General features: G+C 47.8%; 14 protein-coding genes. 10 read left to right on the forward strand and 4 right to left on the reverse strand.

What is annotated here, in order from left to right; genetic code table 11:
• Window positions 1–189: 189 nt before the first annotated feature.
• Window positions 190–429: a gas vesicle protein GvpG gene (locus PMG25_RS00005; protein ID WP_283764860.1), complete on the reverse strand. Its 240-nt coding sequence runs from the start codon at window positions 427–429 to the stop codon at window positions 190–192.
• A 16-nt stretch (window positions 430–445) separates the two neighbouring features.
• Window positions 446–1189: a gas vesicle protein GvpF gene (gene gvpF, locus PMG25_RS00010; protein WP_283764861.1), complete on the reverse strand. Its 744-nt coding sequence runs from the start codon at window positions 1187–1189 to the stop codon at window positions 446–448.
• A 135-nt stretch (window positions 1190–1324) separates the two neighbouring features.
• On the opposite strand from gvpF, the gene PMG25_RS00015 reads away from it, so the two are divergent.
• From PMG25_RS00015 to PMG25_RS00060, 10 genes are all read left to right on the forward strand, one after another.
• On the forward strand, window positions 1325–1960 hold the full coding sequence (locus PMG25_RS00015; RefSeq protein ID WP_283764862.1) for a hypothetical protein: 636 nt from the start codon (window positions 1325–1327) through the stop codon (window positions 1958–1960).
• On the forward strand, window positions 1957–2544 hold the full coding sequence (locus PMG25_RS00020; RefSeq protein ID WP_283764863.1) for an L-threonylcarbamoyladenylate synthase: 588 nt from the start codon (window positions 1957–1959) through the stop codon (window positions 2542–2544). The genes PMG25_RS00015 and PMG25_RS00020 overlap by 4 nt, the downstream gene beginning before the upstream one ends.
• Window positions 2545–2724: 180 nt before the next feature.
• A complete protein-coding gene (locus PMG25_RS00025) occupies window positions 2725–3546 on the forward strand; it encodes a sensor histidine kinase (protein WP_283764864.1) in 822 nt (273 codons plus the stop codon).
• A 300-nt stretch (window positions 3547–3846) separates the two neighbouring features.
• Window positions 3847–5301 (forward strand): ABC transporter substrate-binding protein, encoded by a 1455-nt coding sequence (locus PMG25_RS00030; RefSeq protein ID WP_283764865.1) that lies wholly within the window; start codon window positions 3847–3849, stop codon window positions 5299–5301.
• A gap of 9 nt (window positions 5302–5310) precedes the next feature.
• Window positions 5311–8139: a response regulator gene (locus PMG25_RS00035; RefSeq protein WP_283764866.1), complete on the forward strand. Its 2829-nt coding sequence runs from the start codon at window positions 5311–5313 to the stop codon at window positions 8137–8139.
• A complete protein-coding gene (locus PMG25_RS00040) occupies window positions 8129–9421 on the forward strand; it encodes a sensor histidine kinase (RefSeq protein WP_283764867.1) in 1293 nt (430 codons plus the stop codon). Before PMG25_RS00035 ends, PMG25_RS00040 begins: the two co-directional genes overlap by 11 nt.
• A gap of 398 nt (window positions 9422–9819) precedes the next feature.
• Window positions 9820–10512, forward strand: a complete 693-nt coding sequence (gene deoC, locus PMG25_RS00045; RefSeq protein WP_283764868.1) for a deoxyribose-phosphate aldolase — start codon at window positions 9820–9822, stop codon at window positions 10510–10512.
• 88 nt (window positions 10513–10600) lie between these two features.
• The gene (recO, locus tag PMG25_RS00050; protein WP_283764869.1) at window positions 10601–11449 is read left to right on the forward strand and encodes a DNA repair protein RecO; all 849 of its coding nucleotides are present in this window, start codon (window positions 10601–10603) and stop codon (window positions 11447–11449) included.
• A 149-nt stretch (window positions 11450–11598) separates the two neighbouring features.
• The gene (locus PMG25_RS00055) at window positions 11599–12978 is read left to right on the forward strand and encodes an MFS transporter (protein WP_430540943.1); all 1380 of its coding nucleotides are present in this window, start codon (window positions 11599–11601) and stop codon (window positions 12976–12978) included.
• A gap of 353 nt (window positions 12979–13331) precedes the next feature.
• A complete protein-coding gene (locus PMG25_RS00060; protein WP_283764871.1) occupies window positions 13332–14519 on the forward strand; it encodes a glycosyltransferase family 4 protein in 1188 nt (395 codons plus the stop codon).
• A 174-nt stretch (window positions 14520–14693) separates the two neighbouring features.
• Here the strand turns inward: PMG25_RS00060 and PMG25_RS00065 are convergent, their stop codons facing one another.
• Both PMG25_RS00065 and PMG25_RS00070 read right to left on the reverse strand, forming a co-directional pair.
• Window positions 14694–14930, reverse strand: coding sequence for a photosystem II protein, Psb35-related (locus PMG25_RS00065; RefSeq protein ID WP_283752418.1), 237 nt, complete (start codon window positions 14928–14930; stop codon window positions 14694–14696).
• Window positions 14931–15800: 870 nt separating this feature from the next.
• Window positions 15801–16892 (reverse strand): metallophosphoesterase family protein, encoded by a 1092-nt coding sequence (locus PMG25_RS00070; RefSeq protein ID WP_283764872.1) that lies wholly within the window; start codon window positions 16890–16892, stop codon window positions 15801–15803.
• Between the last annotated feature and the right edge of the window lie 101 nt (window positions 16893–16993).

Below are 16993 nucleotides of genomic sequence, written 5' to 3' on the forward strand. Positions count from 1 at the left end.
TGTGTAATGGCTGCCCCTCATCCCCCTGCCCCCTTCTCCCGCAGGCGCTGCCCTGAGCGAAGTCGAAGGGAGAAGGGGGTAAAGTCCCTCTCCCAGTGGGAGAGGGATATAGGGAGAGGGCATTTCCAATTGCACAACTCATTTAGACTAGCTATTGTTAATTATTCATTGTTAATTGTTAATTGTTCATTATTCATTATCCTCTTCTTCTAACTCCTGAATGGCTAGTAACAGTGCTTCTTCTTGTTCTTCAAATTCTTCTTCGGAAATGTCCCCCATATCAAAGGCTAACTGAAGGGTGAGCAATTGCTTGTTCAAATCTTCCTTGTCATTTAACTCGGCATTGGCATGTTCTAGGACTTGTTCGCCAATCCACAGCATCCCTTCAATGGGGCCAAGAACGGGTAGGGTGAGTAATTTTATAATCATGCTTAAATCCCTGGGATTAATCCTCTAATTTGGCAAAATTGAATGGAGCGGTAAAGTTATTATATCGAATCCGTAAACGGCCTTCAAAATGGAGATCTAAATGCTCGACTTGCTGTGAGAATTTGGGTTCATCATCCCAAGGAATGAGATAGGCAGTATTGTAAATCATGGCATCGGTGAGGGTGTCATTTTCAATCACTTCGATCGCCAGAGGATTCAGCACCTGTTGAAATTCGCCAATAATCTCATCCTGGCGACGCTGTAAGGCTTGCTCCAGCGCTTGACCGATGCCAATCACCTGATCCATGGCTAAGGGTTGTCCTTCCAGGCGATCGCGCTTTTCCTTTAATTGCTCATTTTCCTCTAAAACCTGGTGTAGTTCGTTCTCCATCTCCCACAATACCTTAACACTGACCTCTCGATGGCCCTTGAGCTTTTGGAATAACGCCGTTAACTGGTCTCGATACGGCTCAATCAGCAGCGCTTGCACCTCTTGCCAATTCTCCACTGTTAATCCAAATTGCAGAGGTAAAACCGTGCGATATCCCGCTTGCATCGCCTCTTCTAACACCCGTTCGTGGGACAACAGATTCCGACGACTGGCCAAATAGCGGTTTTGCTTGGCCTCCGAGTACACAAATGTAAAACCATCCACCTGGTGAGCATAAATGGGTTGTTTATCCAATCCCACCCCATCTAAGTGTTGCGGCCCTGGAGAGGGAAAAATACCATAAAGATAAAAGGCGGCAGAATCATTCATCCCAGACACTGAAGATTAGGTTGATGGATTCATTTTATCAGTCCAGGCGATCGCCCCTCCTCCTTGTTCCCCCCAAGTCACCTTTGTCACCCATACGGTAAACTGGGATAGCGCTTTTCATCTGCTATAAACTCCATGGGTCGTAAAAAAGCAACAGTTAATTATCTGATCGTCGATGACCTCAGTGTTCCCCCCGAAGACCAAAAAGGAACCCTAATCGCCGTAGAAGGTCGTCGCAACACCGAAGGCAACCGCCAAAGAGCCTTAGACAAGGCGATCGAATTGTGGCAAGAAGGGCAAATAGAGGGCTTTCCCGATGGGTTATCCCTAGAAAATGTTCTTTTTGCCCCTGGAGCCTCTGGGCCTGCCATAGACTCATCTAGCGCCGCTATAGAGGAAGAATTACCCCTACAAAAAGCGGCTAGAGATGTGGTGACCCTGATCGATTTACTGATTAATCGCGGGCAAGCCATCCAAGAAGCCACACCCCTTTTACCGATTTTAGAAGCCGCCGAAAAAGGGCAAAAACTGACCGAAGAACAGACCGCCCAGGCAAAAGATAAATCCTTTAGTAAAATTCTCACCAGATTAGCCAACTCGGTCACCGAGCATCAACAATTTGTAGAAACCTCTGGGGTAATCGAGTCTATCCAAATGATTATCGCCATTATCAAAGACGATCGCCTAATCACCCCAGAGCAAATCTTACCCCCCTCCTCTAGTGAAACCGAGGAAGAAACCGACGAGGAAGAAGAGAACGAGTCCCCATGAGCCAAGTTTCCCTCCAGGAAGTAATTGCGGGAGCCAAAGCCGGTCAATTGGTGAGCTTCCCCACGGATACCGTACCCGCTTTAGCCGCCCTTCCCCAGTGCGCCCCCCTAATTTTTGCGGCCAAAAACCGCAGTTTAGACAAACCCCTGATCCTGATGGGAGCTGCTCCAGAAGACCTCTGGCCCTTTTGCCAAGGAACTCCAGAAGAAGAGCAAATTTGGCAACAGGTAGCCGCCCAATATTGGCCGGGAATGCTCACTCTCGTTTTACCCGCATCTGCGGCCGTACCTAAAGAACTGAACCCGCAAAATCCCACCAGTATTGGTTTGAGGATACCCAATTGTGCGATCGCCCAAACCCTTCTCGCTCAAACCGGCCCCCTAGCCACCACCAGCGCCAACCGCTCCGGCCATCCTCCCCTAGAAACCCTAGCCGAAATTGCCGCCCAATTCCCCCAAGTGCTAACCCTGAACTCCCATGAGTTTAACCCCGAAACCTCAGCCAGTGGTATTCCCTCAACCGTTGCCCGTTGGACAGGGAACGACTGGGAAATTTTAAGACAAGGAGCCGTTCAGATCAATTAAAAATTAAAATTGGATGTCAATCAGGGCACTAGAATAAACACAACATCAATTGGGGATTCACGCACTACCATGGCTTTGGGGAATTGGTTAGAGTTTACATCGGGGCTGATCGTGGGGATGGGGGGACTCAGTGCTGGTCGGGCCCTGTGGAAGAATCGGAAACGCTCAAGGAAAACAAAGATGAACCGTAATTATTCTGCTTCCTCATCCGATGCGGATGACATGCAACAGCTTAAATTGGCTTATCACATGGCAACGGATATGGCCAAGTTCAAGCAAGGATTTTTAGGCAGAATTTCCCATGAACTGCGATCGCCCCTCAACGGCCTGATCGGAATGCATCAACTGATTCTCAATGACCTCTGTGACTCCCCAGAAGAAGAACGAGAATTTATCGCCAAAGCTCATGATTCTGCCCTCAAATTAATTAAGCTCATTGATGAAATGGTGATCATTTCCAAAACCGAGCAAGGAACCGATGTCATGGAAATCGAAACCATTCCCTTAACCGAAGTCTTTCAAGACATCTATGATTTAACCTATTTACAGGCAGCCAATCGCAATTTACACCTGGATATTGTCATGCCTGACCCCGAAATTTACGTCCAAGCCGATTTACGTCGCCTTAGACAAGTCTTAACCAGTTTAGTTGATAGTGCCATATCCCACATGAGCGAAGGCTCTATTCACCTTCATGCCGACGCTGTTCCCGAAACCCAACAAGTTTATCTCTATCTCGAAGACCAACGCTCCCCCGACTGCTGGCAAGAACCCATTGATCTACTCAACACTCCCCCTTCCCCAGAATTAGATTGGAATGGTTCACCCTCCCCAGGACTCACCCTCATGGCCAATCAACTGCTCTTAGAACTGATGAACGGCAGCCTAGAGTTACTCCAAGTTCCCTCCCCTGAAGCGTCCGCACAAACCAGTCGCATTTTGTGTAAATTACCTTGGGGTAGTGTGGAAACTGAAGAGCCAAGCGCTGTCATTCAAGATTAAAAACTTATGTCATATAGCAAACCTAAATGAGTGATGTAATGGCTGCCCCTCATCCCCCTACCCCCTTGGGAGAGGGATATAGGGAGAGGGCATTTCCTGTTGCACAATTCATTTAGACTAGCTATATAAGAAGTTCAGATTAGGGGGGATCGCCAGGATCATAGCAGTGAAGGAAAATATCAGTGAGGGTAACGTTTGTCGAGTTAACGGTTTGACACAGGCTAAAATGATCTCAATAGCCAGCAAATTCTTTTACAGAGAATAACCGTTTGACTACCTCTCGATCAAGAGAATTCAACCATGAAAAGACGAGAAATACTGCGGTGGGGAACTTCAGCCGCACTGGGATGGAGTGCCACATCTGCATTGAATGCCTGTCGCCATTTATCCCCATCCTCTTCCGCTCAATTATCCCTGGAAGCCACTCGCGGTTCCCAATCCGCCAGTGTTGTGGGAACCGATGCCTATCACTTTTTTAAAGATGTCGGAAACACCTTTTCCGGCACGACTCTACGATTGGTGATAGAAGATGTACCGGGTGTGAGAGTCGCTCGCCAATTAACGCAAACCGAATTCACTCCCCTAACCGGAATCGACGTGAAATGGGATCTACTCCCCCTCCATCGCGTTTTAGGGCGAATTGAACAAGACATCGCCAGAGAAGCCGGAACCTATGACATCATGTATTGGGATCAGGCTTGGATTGGTCGCTTTCTTGAAGTTGGGGTCAATCCCAAAGAACTGCTGGAAAACAGCAACCTGCGATATCCCAACTACAACTTTGAGGATTTTTTCCCCTCTTTAGTTGCCCATGTTTCCTCTTATCAAGGACAGTTGGCCGCCATCCCCTACGATATCCCCATATTTATCATGTTTTATCGCCCAGATATTCTGGAGGAATGGGGGTTATCTGTGCCGACAACCATGGCAGACTACTTGGGAACGATGCAAGCAATTACCCAAGCCAAAGCCCCGCAAGTCTATGGAACAGTCGGCCAGTGGAAGCTAGAGCATTACAGCTTGTTTTGTAATATGACGGCTTGGTTGTGGGCACATGGTGGATCGACTTATGATGCTAATGGAGAGCCAGCCATTAATGACGATCGCGCGATCGCCGCCCTAGAATATATGCTGGCTCAACGGCAATACGCTCCCCCCGAAGCCATAACCTGGGACTGGGATGGGGAAGCAGAAGCTTTTCGCCAAGGTCGCGCCGCCCTGTTTATCTCTTGGGGAGAAAGGTTTCCCTGGTTTGAAGGTTCACCTGGCTCCCAAATTTCTGGAAGAGTAGCCGTTGCTCCTTGTCCCCAAGAAATTCTCCTGCGTCCAAAGAGTGAATGCAGCTTTGGAGAAGTTCCAGGAATTAGCAATCAAGGGGGCAGCAGTTTGGCCCTGTCTCGTTACAGCAAAAATAAAGATGCAGCCTGGGTATTTTTGCAATGGCTCACCAGTGCCGATATTCTCACCCGCACGGCGATTATGGCTAAAACCAATAGCGTTCGCCGCAGTACCTACAGCGATCCTCGATTGCGAGTTGGGTTTGGAGACAATCCCGAAGTTACCAATTATTTTGATGTCACCCTTGATGCCATTGAAAATCGCATGGGAACGGAACCCCACCATCCCAATTGGGTTGAGTTGGGTTTTGATCGCTTCCCTGTAGAGCTGGGCAAACTGATGACAGACCAACAGAGTATCAAAACCACATTGAATCATATGGCAGAAGCCGCCGCCAGAGCAACAGAAACTCTTTAACACAAGACCATGAAAGCTACCCCTGGGAATATTGGCTCACGAATTGAGCGTTTCTTTAATCATTACAGCTTGCGCCATCAACTCTTAGGCGTATTTTGCTTCATTGCCCTGACTCCCCTAGTGAGTTTCGCTTGGTGGAATTACTACACGACTCGGACAGCCTTGATTGAATCGGCCAATCAATCCCTTGATGCCGCCGCATCCCAAACAGCTACCACCCTTGATGCTTTTATTCGCGTCAATTTAACGGTGATTGTTACTGAAGCGCAACAAGACCCCCTGGTCGCCTATCTGCAAGCTACCCCCAGCTCTTTTGCTGAAGTTGAAGAGCAGGCACGGGGTACACTCAATAGCTTGCTGGCTAAAGATAAGGTTTTTTTAGTTTCCTCGGCTCTGCTGGATACCAATGGCAAGAATATCCTGGATACCTATAGCCCTCAGATGGGACAAGATGAGTCTGATCGCGATTATTTCCAAATTGCCCTAGAAACGGGAGAGCCTTTTGTATCCCAGGTGGAGTTTTCTGACGGCAAGCCCTATTTATATTTCAGCCAATCCATCCGCGATCGCCAAACGGGAGAAGTTGTGGGCGTACTACGCAGTCAGTATAGCGCCGCTAAACTCCAATATCTCATCCTCGAAAGTAATAATTTAGCCGGTTTCTTGTCCTTTCCCATTCTGCTCGACGAGTATAATTTGCGCTTGGCCCAAGGCTATCGAGATGATGGCAATCTGCCCCAAGAGGTTTTGTTTCAATTTCTCGCACCTCCCGAACCGGAAACCATTGAGGAGTTACAGGCTATTTATCGCTTGCCTGCTGACCTTACGGAGGATAACGCCACTCAACTGAGGGATTTTGACCAACTTGCCGCTAATTTTAACCCCGATCGCCCCTACTTCAATACCATTCTTTCTCAACAGCAGCAAATAGAATATGCAGGCGCGATCCAACTCAGCCACATCCAACCTTGGAAGATCGCTTATTTGCGTCCGAAATCCGTTTTTCTGCAACCCATCGATATTCAAACCCGCCATAACCTCCTGCTGGCTTTGGGGACAACAGTTGCTGCTATTGCCGTAGGATTTGGCATGGCCAATGTGATTGCTTCTCCCATTCAACGCTTGACCGAGACCGCCAAACAAATCGCTGACGGTAATTTAAGTGCCCGTGCAGACCTGGAATCAGCCAATGAAATCGGCCAATTGGCTCGTGCTTTTAATACCATGACTGCACAGTTGCGATCGGCGATCGATACCCTAGAAGAAAAAGTGCGCGATCGCACCTTAGAATTAGAAGTCGCTAAAGAAGCTGCCGACAACGCCAACCAAGCCAAAAGCGAATTTTTAGCCAACATGAGCCACGAATTGAGAACTCCCCTCAACGGCATTCTCGGCTACGCCCAAATTTTAGGACGCTCTAAAACGCTCTCAGAAGCAGACGGCAAGGGAGTGAATACCATTTACCAATGCGGCTCTCATTTGGTGACGTTGATTAATGATGTCTTGGATCTCTCCAAAATCGAAGCTCGCAAACTGGAGTTGAATCCCACTGCTGTTCATTTGCCCTCCCTCCTGCAAAGTGTGGTGGAAATGTGCAGAATTAAAGCCGAGCAAAAAGGGATTGACTTCATTTATCAGCCCACCTCTCGCCTGCCTGACGGAGTGAAAACTGATGAAAAGCGGCTGCGACAGGTGTTAATTAACCTGTTGGGCAATGCCATTAAGTTTACCGATCCGGTTCCCCCCTTAGAAAGGGGGGTTAGGGGGGATCGCGGTTCTGTGAAGCTACAAATCGATGTGGTAGACGAGTCCGAAACTACTGTCACCCTGTTTTTCCAAGTCATTGATACAGGAGTTGGCATTGCCACAGCCGATTTGGGCAAACTCTTTCAAGCCTTTGAACAAGTGGGCGATCGCCGCAAACAATCGGAAGGAACTGGGTTAGGACTGGCAATTTCCCAGCAAATTGTCGGATTAATGGGCAGCCAAATTGAAGTCACCAGCCAATTAGGTCAAGGAAGCACATTTTCCTTCTCCGTTAGTTTGCCCCTCGCGACCGATTGGGTGGCACAACAGATGGGTTTGCAAGGGAGCGATCGCATTATTGGCTACACTTCGACTCCGCTCAGTGACCGCACTTCGACTCCGCTCAGTGACCGCACTTCGACTCCGCTCAGTGACCGCGAGGGCGATCGGCGTACCGTTCTGATCGTGGACGATCACTGGGAAAACCGCGCCGTTGTCTCAAATTTACTTGCCCCCTTGGGCTTTAAGACCCTCGAAGCCAAAAACGGTCGCGAAGGCTTAGAAAAACTGCGGGAAGACAAACCCGATTTAGTCGTCACTGACCTCGTTATGCCGGTGATGGATGGTTTTGAGTTCCTTAACCAGATCCGGAGTTCCCAGGAATTGCAGCATCACAAAGTGATTGTCTCTTCCGCATCCGTCACCCAAATGGATCGATATCAAGCGATCGATGTCGGTGGGGATTACTTCATCAGCAAACCCATCGATGCACGAGAGCTGTTAGCAGCCATCTCCGAATGCTTAGAGTTGCAATGGATTTATGAACACCCAGGGGATAGCCAGACGCTCTCGAAATCAACTCCAATGCCTATGGTTCTGCCAGCACCTTCTATCCTCACCACCCTATTGGATTTGGCCCAACAAGATCGGGTTAAAGATTTATCTGAGTCCTTAGAAGAACTGGCTCGGCAAGATTCAACCTATATTCCTTTTACGCAACCCTTACTCGATCTGGCCAACCAATTTGCAACGGAGGAAATTGAAGGTATCCTACAACAACATCTGAGCGAAGGAGAGTCTCATGGACAATAAAGCCGAAATTTTAGCTATTGACGATACACCCGCAAATTTGCGTGTAGTCGCCGATGTCTTATCTCCTGTGGGCTATATTGTGGCGACGGTTACCAGTGGCGAGCGTGCCCTCAAGCGCCTACAAAACTATATACCCGATCTGATTCTCCTCGACATTCAGATGCCGGGTATCGATGGTTTTGAAACCTGTCGAAAAATCAAGGAAAACCCCGATACAGCCAGTATTCCCATCATTTTTCTGACCGCCCTATCCGATGATGAGAGTATTCGCAAAGGATTTGCCCTTGGAGCGGTTGATTACATTACCAAACCCTTTCGCGAAGTGGAAATGCTGGCGCGGGTGAAAACCCATTTACAGTTGCGAAACTTCATGGCACAACTAGAGGAACAAGTCCAGCGTCGCACGGCTGATTTAAGCCGAGCGCTGGAGGAACTGCGATCGTCGCACATGCAATTGGTTCAACAGGAAAAAATGGCCACCTTGGGGAATCTTGTCGCTGGGGTTGCTCATGAAATTAATAATCCCTTGGGGTTTATTGGTGGCAATCTCTCCATGCTGGAAGAATGTTTTCTCGATCTGACGGAGGTTCTCAAAGGCTATCGCCAAGAATGTCATGAACCGAGTCCTCAACTGGCAGAAACGATTCAAGAGGTAGATCTCGATTTTTTGCTGGAGGATGTTCCTAAAAATATTGCCTCCATGCAAAAAGGATTGAAACGAATTGCTAATATTAGTACCTCTTTGCGAACCTTTTCCCGTAGTGATACAGAGGTCAAAACTGAGTTCAATTTGCATGAAGGACTTGAGAGTACCTTACTAATCTTAAAATATCGCCTCAAAGCCAATGATAACCGCCCTGCTATTGAAGTCGTCAAAAATTATGGCGATCTTCCAGAAATCAAATGCTATCCGGGTCAGATCAATCAAGTTTTTATGAATATATTGGCCAATGCGATCGACACTCTCGATGAAAAGAGTCAATCAAAAACGTTTGAAGAACTGGAAGAAAACCATAATTGTATTACTATTTTTACAGAAATCAGTGAAGACAAAAAGAATGTAAGGATTAAAATTATGGATAATGGGATGGGAATACCAGAATCGGTGAAAGAAAAGATATTTGAGCAGGGATTTACAACAAAAAAAGTGGGGAAAGGAACGGGTTTGGGGATGGCGATCGCCTGTGAGATTATCAAAGAAAAACATGGTGGCACAATTACCTGTTCTTCAGAATTGGGACAAGGCACAGAATTTGTGATTTCCCTTCCTTGTCATGAGTAATAGGTAATGGGTAATATCATATCTGGTTAAACAGTTGTCATTGCGACCTCCGGGAAGCAATCGCCAAATCTCGCGATATTGCTGAGATTGCTTCGTTCCACTCCGCTCCATTCGCGCTTTATATCAAGTTCGCTTATTCATGTCCGCGAAGCGGAAATACCCTAATTAAAAATCCAGGGAGCAAGATGCTCCCACTCCAGTCATATCAAAGAATTCGAGGAGTGCGGGCATCTTGCCCGCTTCTCTTTTCCAATTTTCATGTCCGCTTGCGGAAACCGGACTTGATATAACAGAACAAAATGCTGTATCTCTCCATCTCCCCATCCCCATCCGGTTGCCTTGTGTCCCCTCGATCCGGAAAAATAGAGGATAACCCAAATCAAGGCTCACTAGGGATTATGGCTTTAGACTATTCAGACTATTCAGATATTGATATTGCTGACTATATCGAACATTCTCTGTTGCACCCCACCGCAACACCGGAGCAGGTGCAACAATGGTGCGAACAGGCTATGGCGATGAGGTTTCCTACGGTTTGCGTGCCTCCGGTTTATGTGCGGCAAACGGCGGATATTTTGCAGGGAAAATCGACGAAAGTCTGTACGGTGATTGGCTTTCCGACGGGTGCAACGACTCCAGGGGTGAAGCTCTATGAAGCGCAGGAAGCGGTGGAACATGGAGCTGTAGAGTTAGATGTGGTGATGAATATTGGCTTACTGAAGGCGGGAAAAACGGAAGAGGTGCATCGGGAAATGGCCCAAATTTGTGAGGAAACGGGGCAAACGGTGAAGGCGATTTTGGAAATGACGGTGTTGACGGATGCGGAAAAACGATTAGCGGCTGAACTGTGTTTGGATGCGGGGGTGGCGTTCTTGAAAACGAGTACGGGTTGGCAAGGGGGGGCAACGGTGGAGGATGTGAAGCTGTTGAAGTCTGTGAGCCGGGGGAATGTGGGAATTAAGGCTGCTGGTGGGATTCGCAATTTAGAGCAAGCTTATGCCTTAATTGAGGCTGGAGCAACCCGGTTGGGGACTTCGCGGGGGATGATGCTCATAGAGGAGCGGGAGATGGTAATGGGTAATGGGGGATAGGGAGATGGGGAGATGGGGGGATGGGGAGAGTGAACAACAGCCCACCAACCCATTTTTAATTTTTAATTTCTAATTTTTAATTGATATTATGAGCCAAACGTATAAGGCGACGGGTATTAATTTGAAGGGGATGCCTATGGGAGAATCCGATCGCCTGTTAACGGTTTTAACGGCCGAATTTGGACTGATTCGGGCGATCGCCCCTGGAGCGCGAAAAGCGAAGTCGAGTTTGGGGGGGCGCAGTGGGTTGTTTGTGGTGAATGAGTTGTTGGTGGTGAAGGGGCGATCGCTTGATAAAATTATTCAAGCGCAAACGATTCAATCTTATCCGGGTTTAAGTCAGCATTTACTTAAACTCACAGCCAGTCAATATTTAGCTGAGTTAGTCCTCTGCCAAGCCTTGAGCGATCGCCCCCAAACTGACCTCTACGACTTGCTGCTGCTCCATCTCGATCGCCTGGAAACCAGCGATCTGAGCCTCACTTTACCCCATCTGATCCAAGGTATCTTTCACCTGCTGGCTCTGGCGGGAATTGCGCCCCAAGTGCAAAATTGTTGTAGAACGGGAAAGGCGATCGCGCCAAATTTCCAAGATCCCCAGTGGCAAATCCAATTTAACCTGGCTTCCGGTGGCATTGTCAGCCCGGAAAAATCGCCACAAGCCTTTCAGATGCAGGAATCTGGAGCCAGCTATCAGATACAAAACTCACCCAGAAAATCCCCCCAACCCCAAGCCTTTTCCCTTAACGCCAGCCAATTATGGACACTCCAGCATCTAGCGGGGCCAGAACTCCCTAAACTAGAACAAGGAACGGACAACTTCTGGCCCTCCCTAGAACACCTCCTACGTGCCTATGCCCAATACCATTTCGATCGCCCGATCCGAGCCGCAACCCTCCTAGAACCCTGCCTAGCCAACTTGCCAAACCCCCCCTGAAGATACAGCGCTTTGCTCTCTCTGTAGGGGAGATGCCCTTCGACTTCGCTCAGGGCGAGGGGGATGGGGAGAATAACCTCTTGCCTATTCCCCATTCCCTATTCCCCATTCCCTATTCCCCATTCCCTATTCCCCATTCCCCATTACCTATGTCCTTATCCCAAACTGATGTAGAAACAACTCCTAAAACCCCGACTTCCAACCCTGCGCCCTCCTCTCCGAGTCTGGGTGCAGTGCTAAAGAACCGCAATTTCCTCACCCTGTGGAGCGGTCAAGTGTTTTCCCAGTTAGCCGATAAAGTCTATCTGGTGTTAATGATTGCCATTATTAGCAGCCGCTTTGAACACCAGGGACAAACCATTAGCGGTTGGGTATCGGCGATCATGATTGCCTTTACCATTCCGGCGGTGCTGTTTGGCTCCTTGGCGGGGGTATTTGTGGATCGCTGGCCGAAAAAATCGGTCTTGGTTCTCACTAACCTGCTCCGGGGAGCCTTTGTCCTCACGATTCCCCTGTTTCTGAATCTGTCTACAGGAATTGATTTGGCGATCGATATTCCCCTAGGGTTTGCCTTGCTCCTCGCCATTACCTTCGCGGTTTCTACCCTAACCCAATTCTTTGCTCCGGCTGAACAATCTATTATCCCCCTAATTGTCAAGCGCAATCTGCTGTTGCCGGCCAATTCTCTCTACACTTCGACGATGATGGCCTCGATTATTTTGGGATTTGCTCTCGGAGACCCGCTTCTAGACCTGGCCAGCCACCTGATTAGCCCGATTTTGGGCAATAGTGACCTGGGTAAAGAAGTCCTGGTGGGAGGGGGTTATCTGCTGGCAGGGGTGATTTTATTGGTGGTGAATACAAAAGAAAATACCTATCCCCCAGACCACGAACATCCCCATGTTTTGCAGGATCTGCGGGATGGATTGCAGTTTTTGGGCGATCGCCATCGGGTGCGGAATGCGATTTTACAACTGATTATTCTCTCCTGTATTTTTGCCGCTTTAGCCGTGTTAGCGGTGCGAATTGCGGAAATTATTCCCAATTTGGAACCGTCCCAATTTGGCTTTTTATTGGCTATGGGTGGTGTAGGTCTGGGCATTAGTGCGGCGGTGGTGGGAGAATTTGGCCATCGTTGGGCTTCTAATGCCCAATTGAGTCTGATCGGATCGATGGGGATGGGGGGATCGCTGTTGGGTTTGTCGTTTACGGTTCAATCTTTGGGATGGTCTCTATTTTGGATTGGGTTGTTGGGTGCATCGGCTGCGTTTATTGGTATTCCCATGCAAACTACGATCCAATCCCAAACGCCGGAAGCCATGCGAGGCAAGGTGTTCGGCTTGCAAAATAATGCGATTAATATTGCCTTGAGTTTCCCTCTGGCTTTGGTGAGTGTGGCGGAAGCATGGCTAGGAATTCAATCGGTTTTACTGGGTTTAGGGGCTGTGGTCTTCGCAGGGGGAGTCTCAACCTGGTATATTTCCCGTACAGGAGATCGGGATACAGGGCGATCGTCTCCTACCCGATAATGCTGGGCATCGTTGGCGGAATGCGGCATTTTTAAATGAGTTATGAAAGGTTGCCCTCATCCCCCAACCCCCCTTCGGCTCCGCTCAGGGCGGTGCTTCTCCCAGAGGAGAAGGGGAGCAGAAGTCCCTCTCCCCCTTGGGAGAGGGATTTAGGGAGAGGGCATTCCAAGTGTACGTCTCAAATAAAAACGCTATACACCAGTTTGCTCTGCTATGCGGTGCATCTCGATCCCCCTAAATCCCTTGGAAAGAGGGGGACTTTTACAGCCCCGCTTTTTTAAGGGGGGTTCGGCGGATCGATACTCCCTCTTGAGAACACGAAAGACGATAATATTCCCTTTCTTGGCAATTGAATGCATATCGCTTGGCTTGGTAAAAAATCTCCGTTCTGTGGTAATGTCACTTATTCCCGTGAGGTGACTAATGCGTTGCTCGATCGCGGCCATCAGGTGAGCTTTTTTCATTTTGCCTCGGAGGATGGGGGGGCAGAATTGTTATCTAATGGCGATCAAGCTTCCCCGGAAGGATGGCCGGATTGTCCAGAAGTGCCGATTCCCTGTTTGTATAAATCGACGATTTACACGATTCCCACGTTGAGTTCGTCTAAGGTTTTAGCGCGATCGCTCCATTCTCTGCAACCGGATCTGGTTCATGCGTCCTTAACCCTGTCTCCCCTAGATTTTCTGCTGCCGGAAATTTGCCAAGATTTGGATTTACCTTTGGTGGCCACCTTTCATCCGGCCTTTGACCGCAAGTTACGCAATTTTTCTTCGGGAACTCAACAACTGACCTATCAGCTCTATGCTCCTTGTTTGGCTAATTATGATAAAACCATCGTCTTTTCCCAGATTCAGCGCGAGATTTTGATTAAACTGGGGGTTCCGGAAGCGAAGGTGGTGGTGATTCCTAATGGGGTGGATGCGCTCAAATATTCCCCCGGCCCGTCTTTGATTAAGCAGGATTTGCAGGCGGAGCGGTTGTTTTTGTATCAGGGACGGATTGCGATCGAGAAAAATGTGGAGTCGTTGCTGAAGGCTTGGAAGATGGCAGATTTGGGGTTGGGGTGCAAATTGGCGATCGTCGGCACTGGCCCCCTGAAAAGTGCCCTACAAGCCTCCTATGGCCGAGAACAGGGGGTGATTTGGTTGGGCTTTATTGCCGATGAGCAGCGCCGCATCGAAATTTTACGAGGAACAGATGTATTTATTTTACCTTCTTTTGTAGAGGGGTTATCCTTGTCTCTTTTGGAGTCCATGGCCTGCGGAACCGCTTGCATGGCAACGGATGTGGGCGCAGATGGTGAAGTGTTGGAAAAGGGAGCCGGGGTAATCTTAAATGCCAATCGGGTCACCACGGAGTTACAAACCTTGCTGCCTTTGTTCCGAGACCATCCCGAATTAAGTGTCATGCTGGGACAAAAAGCACGGCAACGGGTACTAGAGCGTTATACCCTGAATCATAATATTTCTCAGGTGGAGCAGCTTTATGATGAGGTAGTTAAACAGAGCAATGATGCTGCTTATGGGAGTTTGGTGAATTAAAGGGAATTTTAAGAACACCTATTACCCATTCATTACCCATTACCGCGCGAAGCGCTGTAACAGCAGTTTTTAATAAGAGTTAGAGATAGAAAAACGCTAACACCAGACAAGGAATTAGCGTGAGGGAGTTTGAGGTGAGTACGGGAAGGAAGGGTACTCACGCTACCGAGATGACTAGCTGGCAAGGCTGTTGCTGCCATAACTATCCAAGCTGTATCCAGGGACGCGGTTGGTGTAGTCGGTTTCTTGACCGGTTACGGATTTAGCGATGCTGTTGAAGCCATCAGAGTCCCAGTTGCGTTCGTGGATAGATTTGGTTTGTTCTCCCATGAAGTAGGCTTGAGTTCCGATTACAGAAGCAGCGACCCAACCAGCGATGAAGAGTAAGGAAAGAATGACTAAGTTAACCATGTTGTTCTCCTATGTGTGAACTTTTGTTTTGTTTCTTGTAAACTAATGTAACGAATTCTTGCCATATTTGTCAATATGATGTTAATCACAGTAGACTGTGACCTAGATCTCTGCAATCGATTCAGTAGGCATTCGAGGCCAGTTTTCCGACGCTGGAGGGGTGTGGAAAATGGGTTTAGCGATCGAATGGCTCTATCCCTTATCTAGTCTGGGTTCTAGCGATTTGATTTCTTGAAGCCGCGTCGGCCCTTACAGGGCAAGGGTTTCAGCGATTTGGGGTTGTTTTTTCAGTCGCCCTCTGCTAAGATTAGGGGTGTGCGTCGGAAATGTACCTTGAAAACTAAATAGAGCAAGGGTCTCAGAAGGCAGCAGTTGAAAACCTCTTAAATCCCTATTAGGGATTGAAACGAGAACTGGATTGTGGAGAGCGATCGCCGCTACCGCTTCCACGTTGAAAACCTCTTAAATCCCTATTAGGGATTGAAACACAAGCGATCGCCACCCGATCTAAGGCCGCTTTTAGCTCACGTTGAAAACCTCTTAAATCCCTATTAGGGATTGAAACCCATTAGCCGCCCCCTAGGAGATGATTGGGCATGGAGTCTGATGCGTTGAAAACCTCTTAAATCCCTATTAGGGATTGAAACTTTTTATTGAACTTGTAAAACCCATCCACATACAGCACTTTGCTCTGTTATGGAATACAGGGTTGAACGCTCAAAACCTTTTTCAACAAGACTTTTGCCTCTTGCCTTTTGCCTAGCGCGAAGCGCTGTATCGATCGCCAGCAGCCGTATGACACCACTGCCGGAAGCGAAGCAGCGAAGCAACTCTTTGCTCACAATCTAGCGAATCCCTACGCCAACGCAGTCAAAATTCGATTACCCTGTGATTATCCCCTAAATCTGGATGGGCGCTAAAGCTTTCAAAGTAGGTTCGCAGATGTTCGGGAAAATGGGGAAAGTTAAACTGGGTATCGCCTTGGGCGATATCTGCCCAAAAATAGCGTAAGGAACTAACCCATTGCTGGGCTTCCTCTTCCGTTAAGTTGCAAGGATCTCCAGTTAACAGACGCATCATAAAAGGGTGCGATCGCTCTCCCATCCACTCCCGTGAAAATTCTCCTAAATTGTCCCAACCCGGAAGGGTATTAATCTGATGAGAATTAATCTCAACTCTAGTTTTTCCCCCTGCTGACGACTCAATTTTTAAAGTGCGATATGCATGGGGATAACTAACTAAAGATCCGGTAGTAATTTCGTATAAATCATCCTGTTGAGTAATATCTTGAACATGCAAATGCCCGGTGAACATTAAATGAATGCCTGATTCCTGTAACAAATGAATTAAACGCGGGCTATTTTTTAACATATACCGTTGACCTAAACAATGATTGCGTTGATCGGGTAAATGTTCAATTACATTATGATGAATCATGACCAAACGTAACGGTTCAGTTGTGGTTGTTAAGAGTTCCTCTAACCATTGAAATTGGGATTCATTGAGATAACCATAGCCTAATTGTTGACCCTCTTGATCGAATTCGTTAGAGTCTAACGCAATCAGACGTACACCAGGTAAGAGTTCACAAGTATAATCAGTTTGCCGATACTGACGATAGCCAAATTGATGATAATAGGTGGGAAACTTAGCGCGACTAATTGAGGTTTCGTTTCCCCACTGGGTGGGAATATCATGGTTTCCTGGAATGACATAAACTGGATAGGGCAATTGGAAAAGACGCTCTTTTAACCATTGATGATTCTCTGGTTCCCCATGTTGGGTTAAGTCCCCTGGTAAGAGAAGAAAATCGAGATCCAATTGACTGAGATGATCGAGGGCTAATTCTAAAGCAGGAATACTCAGTTCTACTAGATGAAAGCGTTTGGGATGATCCCAAATGGTATGGGGCAGGGCAATATGCAAGTCACTGATAATGGCAAATTGAAACTTAAAGTCCATTGTCACTTTCTAATTACCGATAGGACAGGTTTTATAAATCGGGACTTTCTGTGAGTGGACAGAACAATCTCCTTGAACTTTAGCACTTTTTATCTTCTGGG

Origin of the sequence: Roseofilum capinflatum BLCC-M114 (genome assembly GCF_030068505.1) — a bacterium.
GTDB lineage: Bacteria > Cyanobacteriota > Cyanobacteriia > Cyanobacteriales > Desertifilaceae > Roseofilum > Roseofilum capinflatum.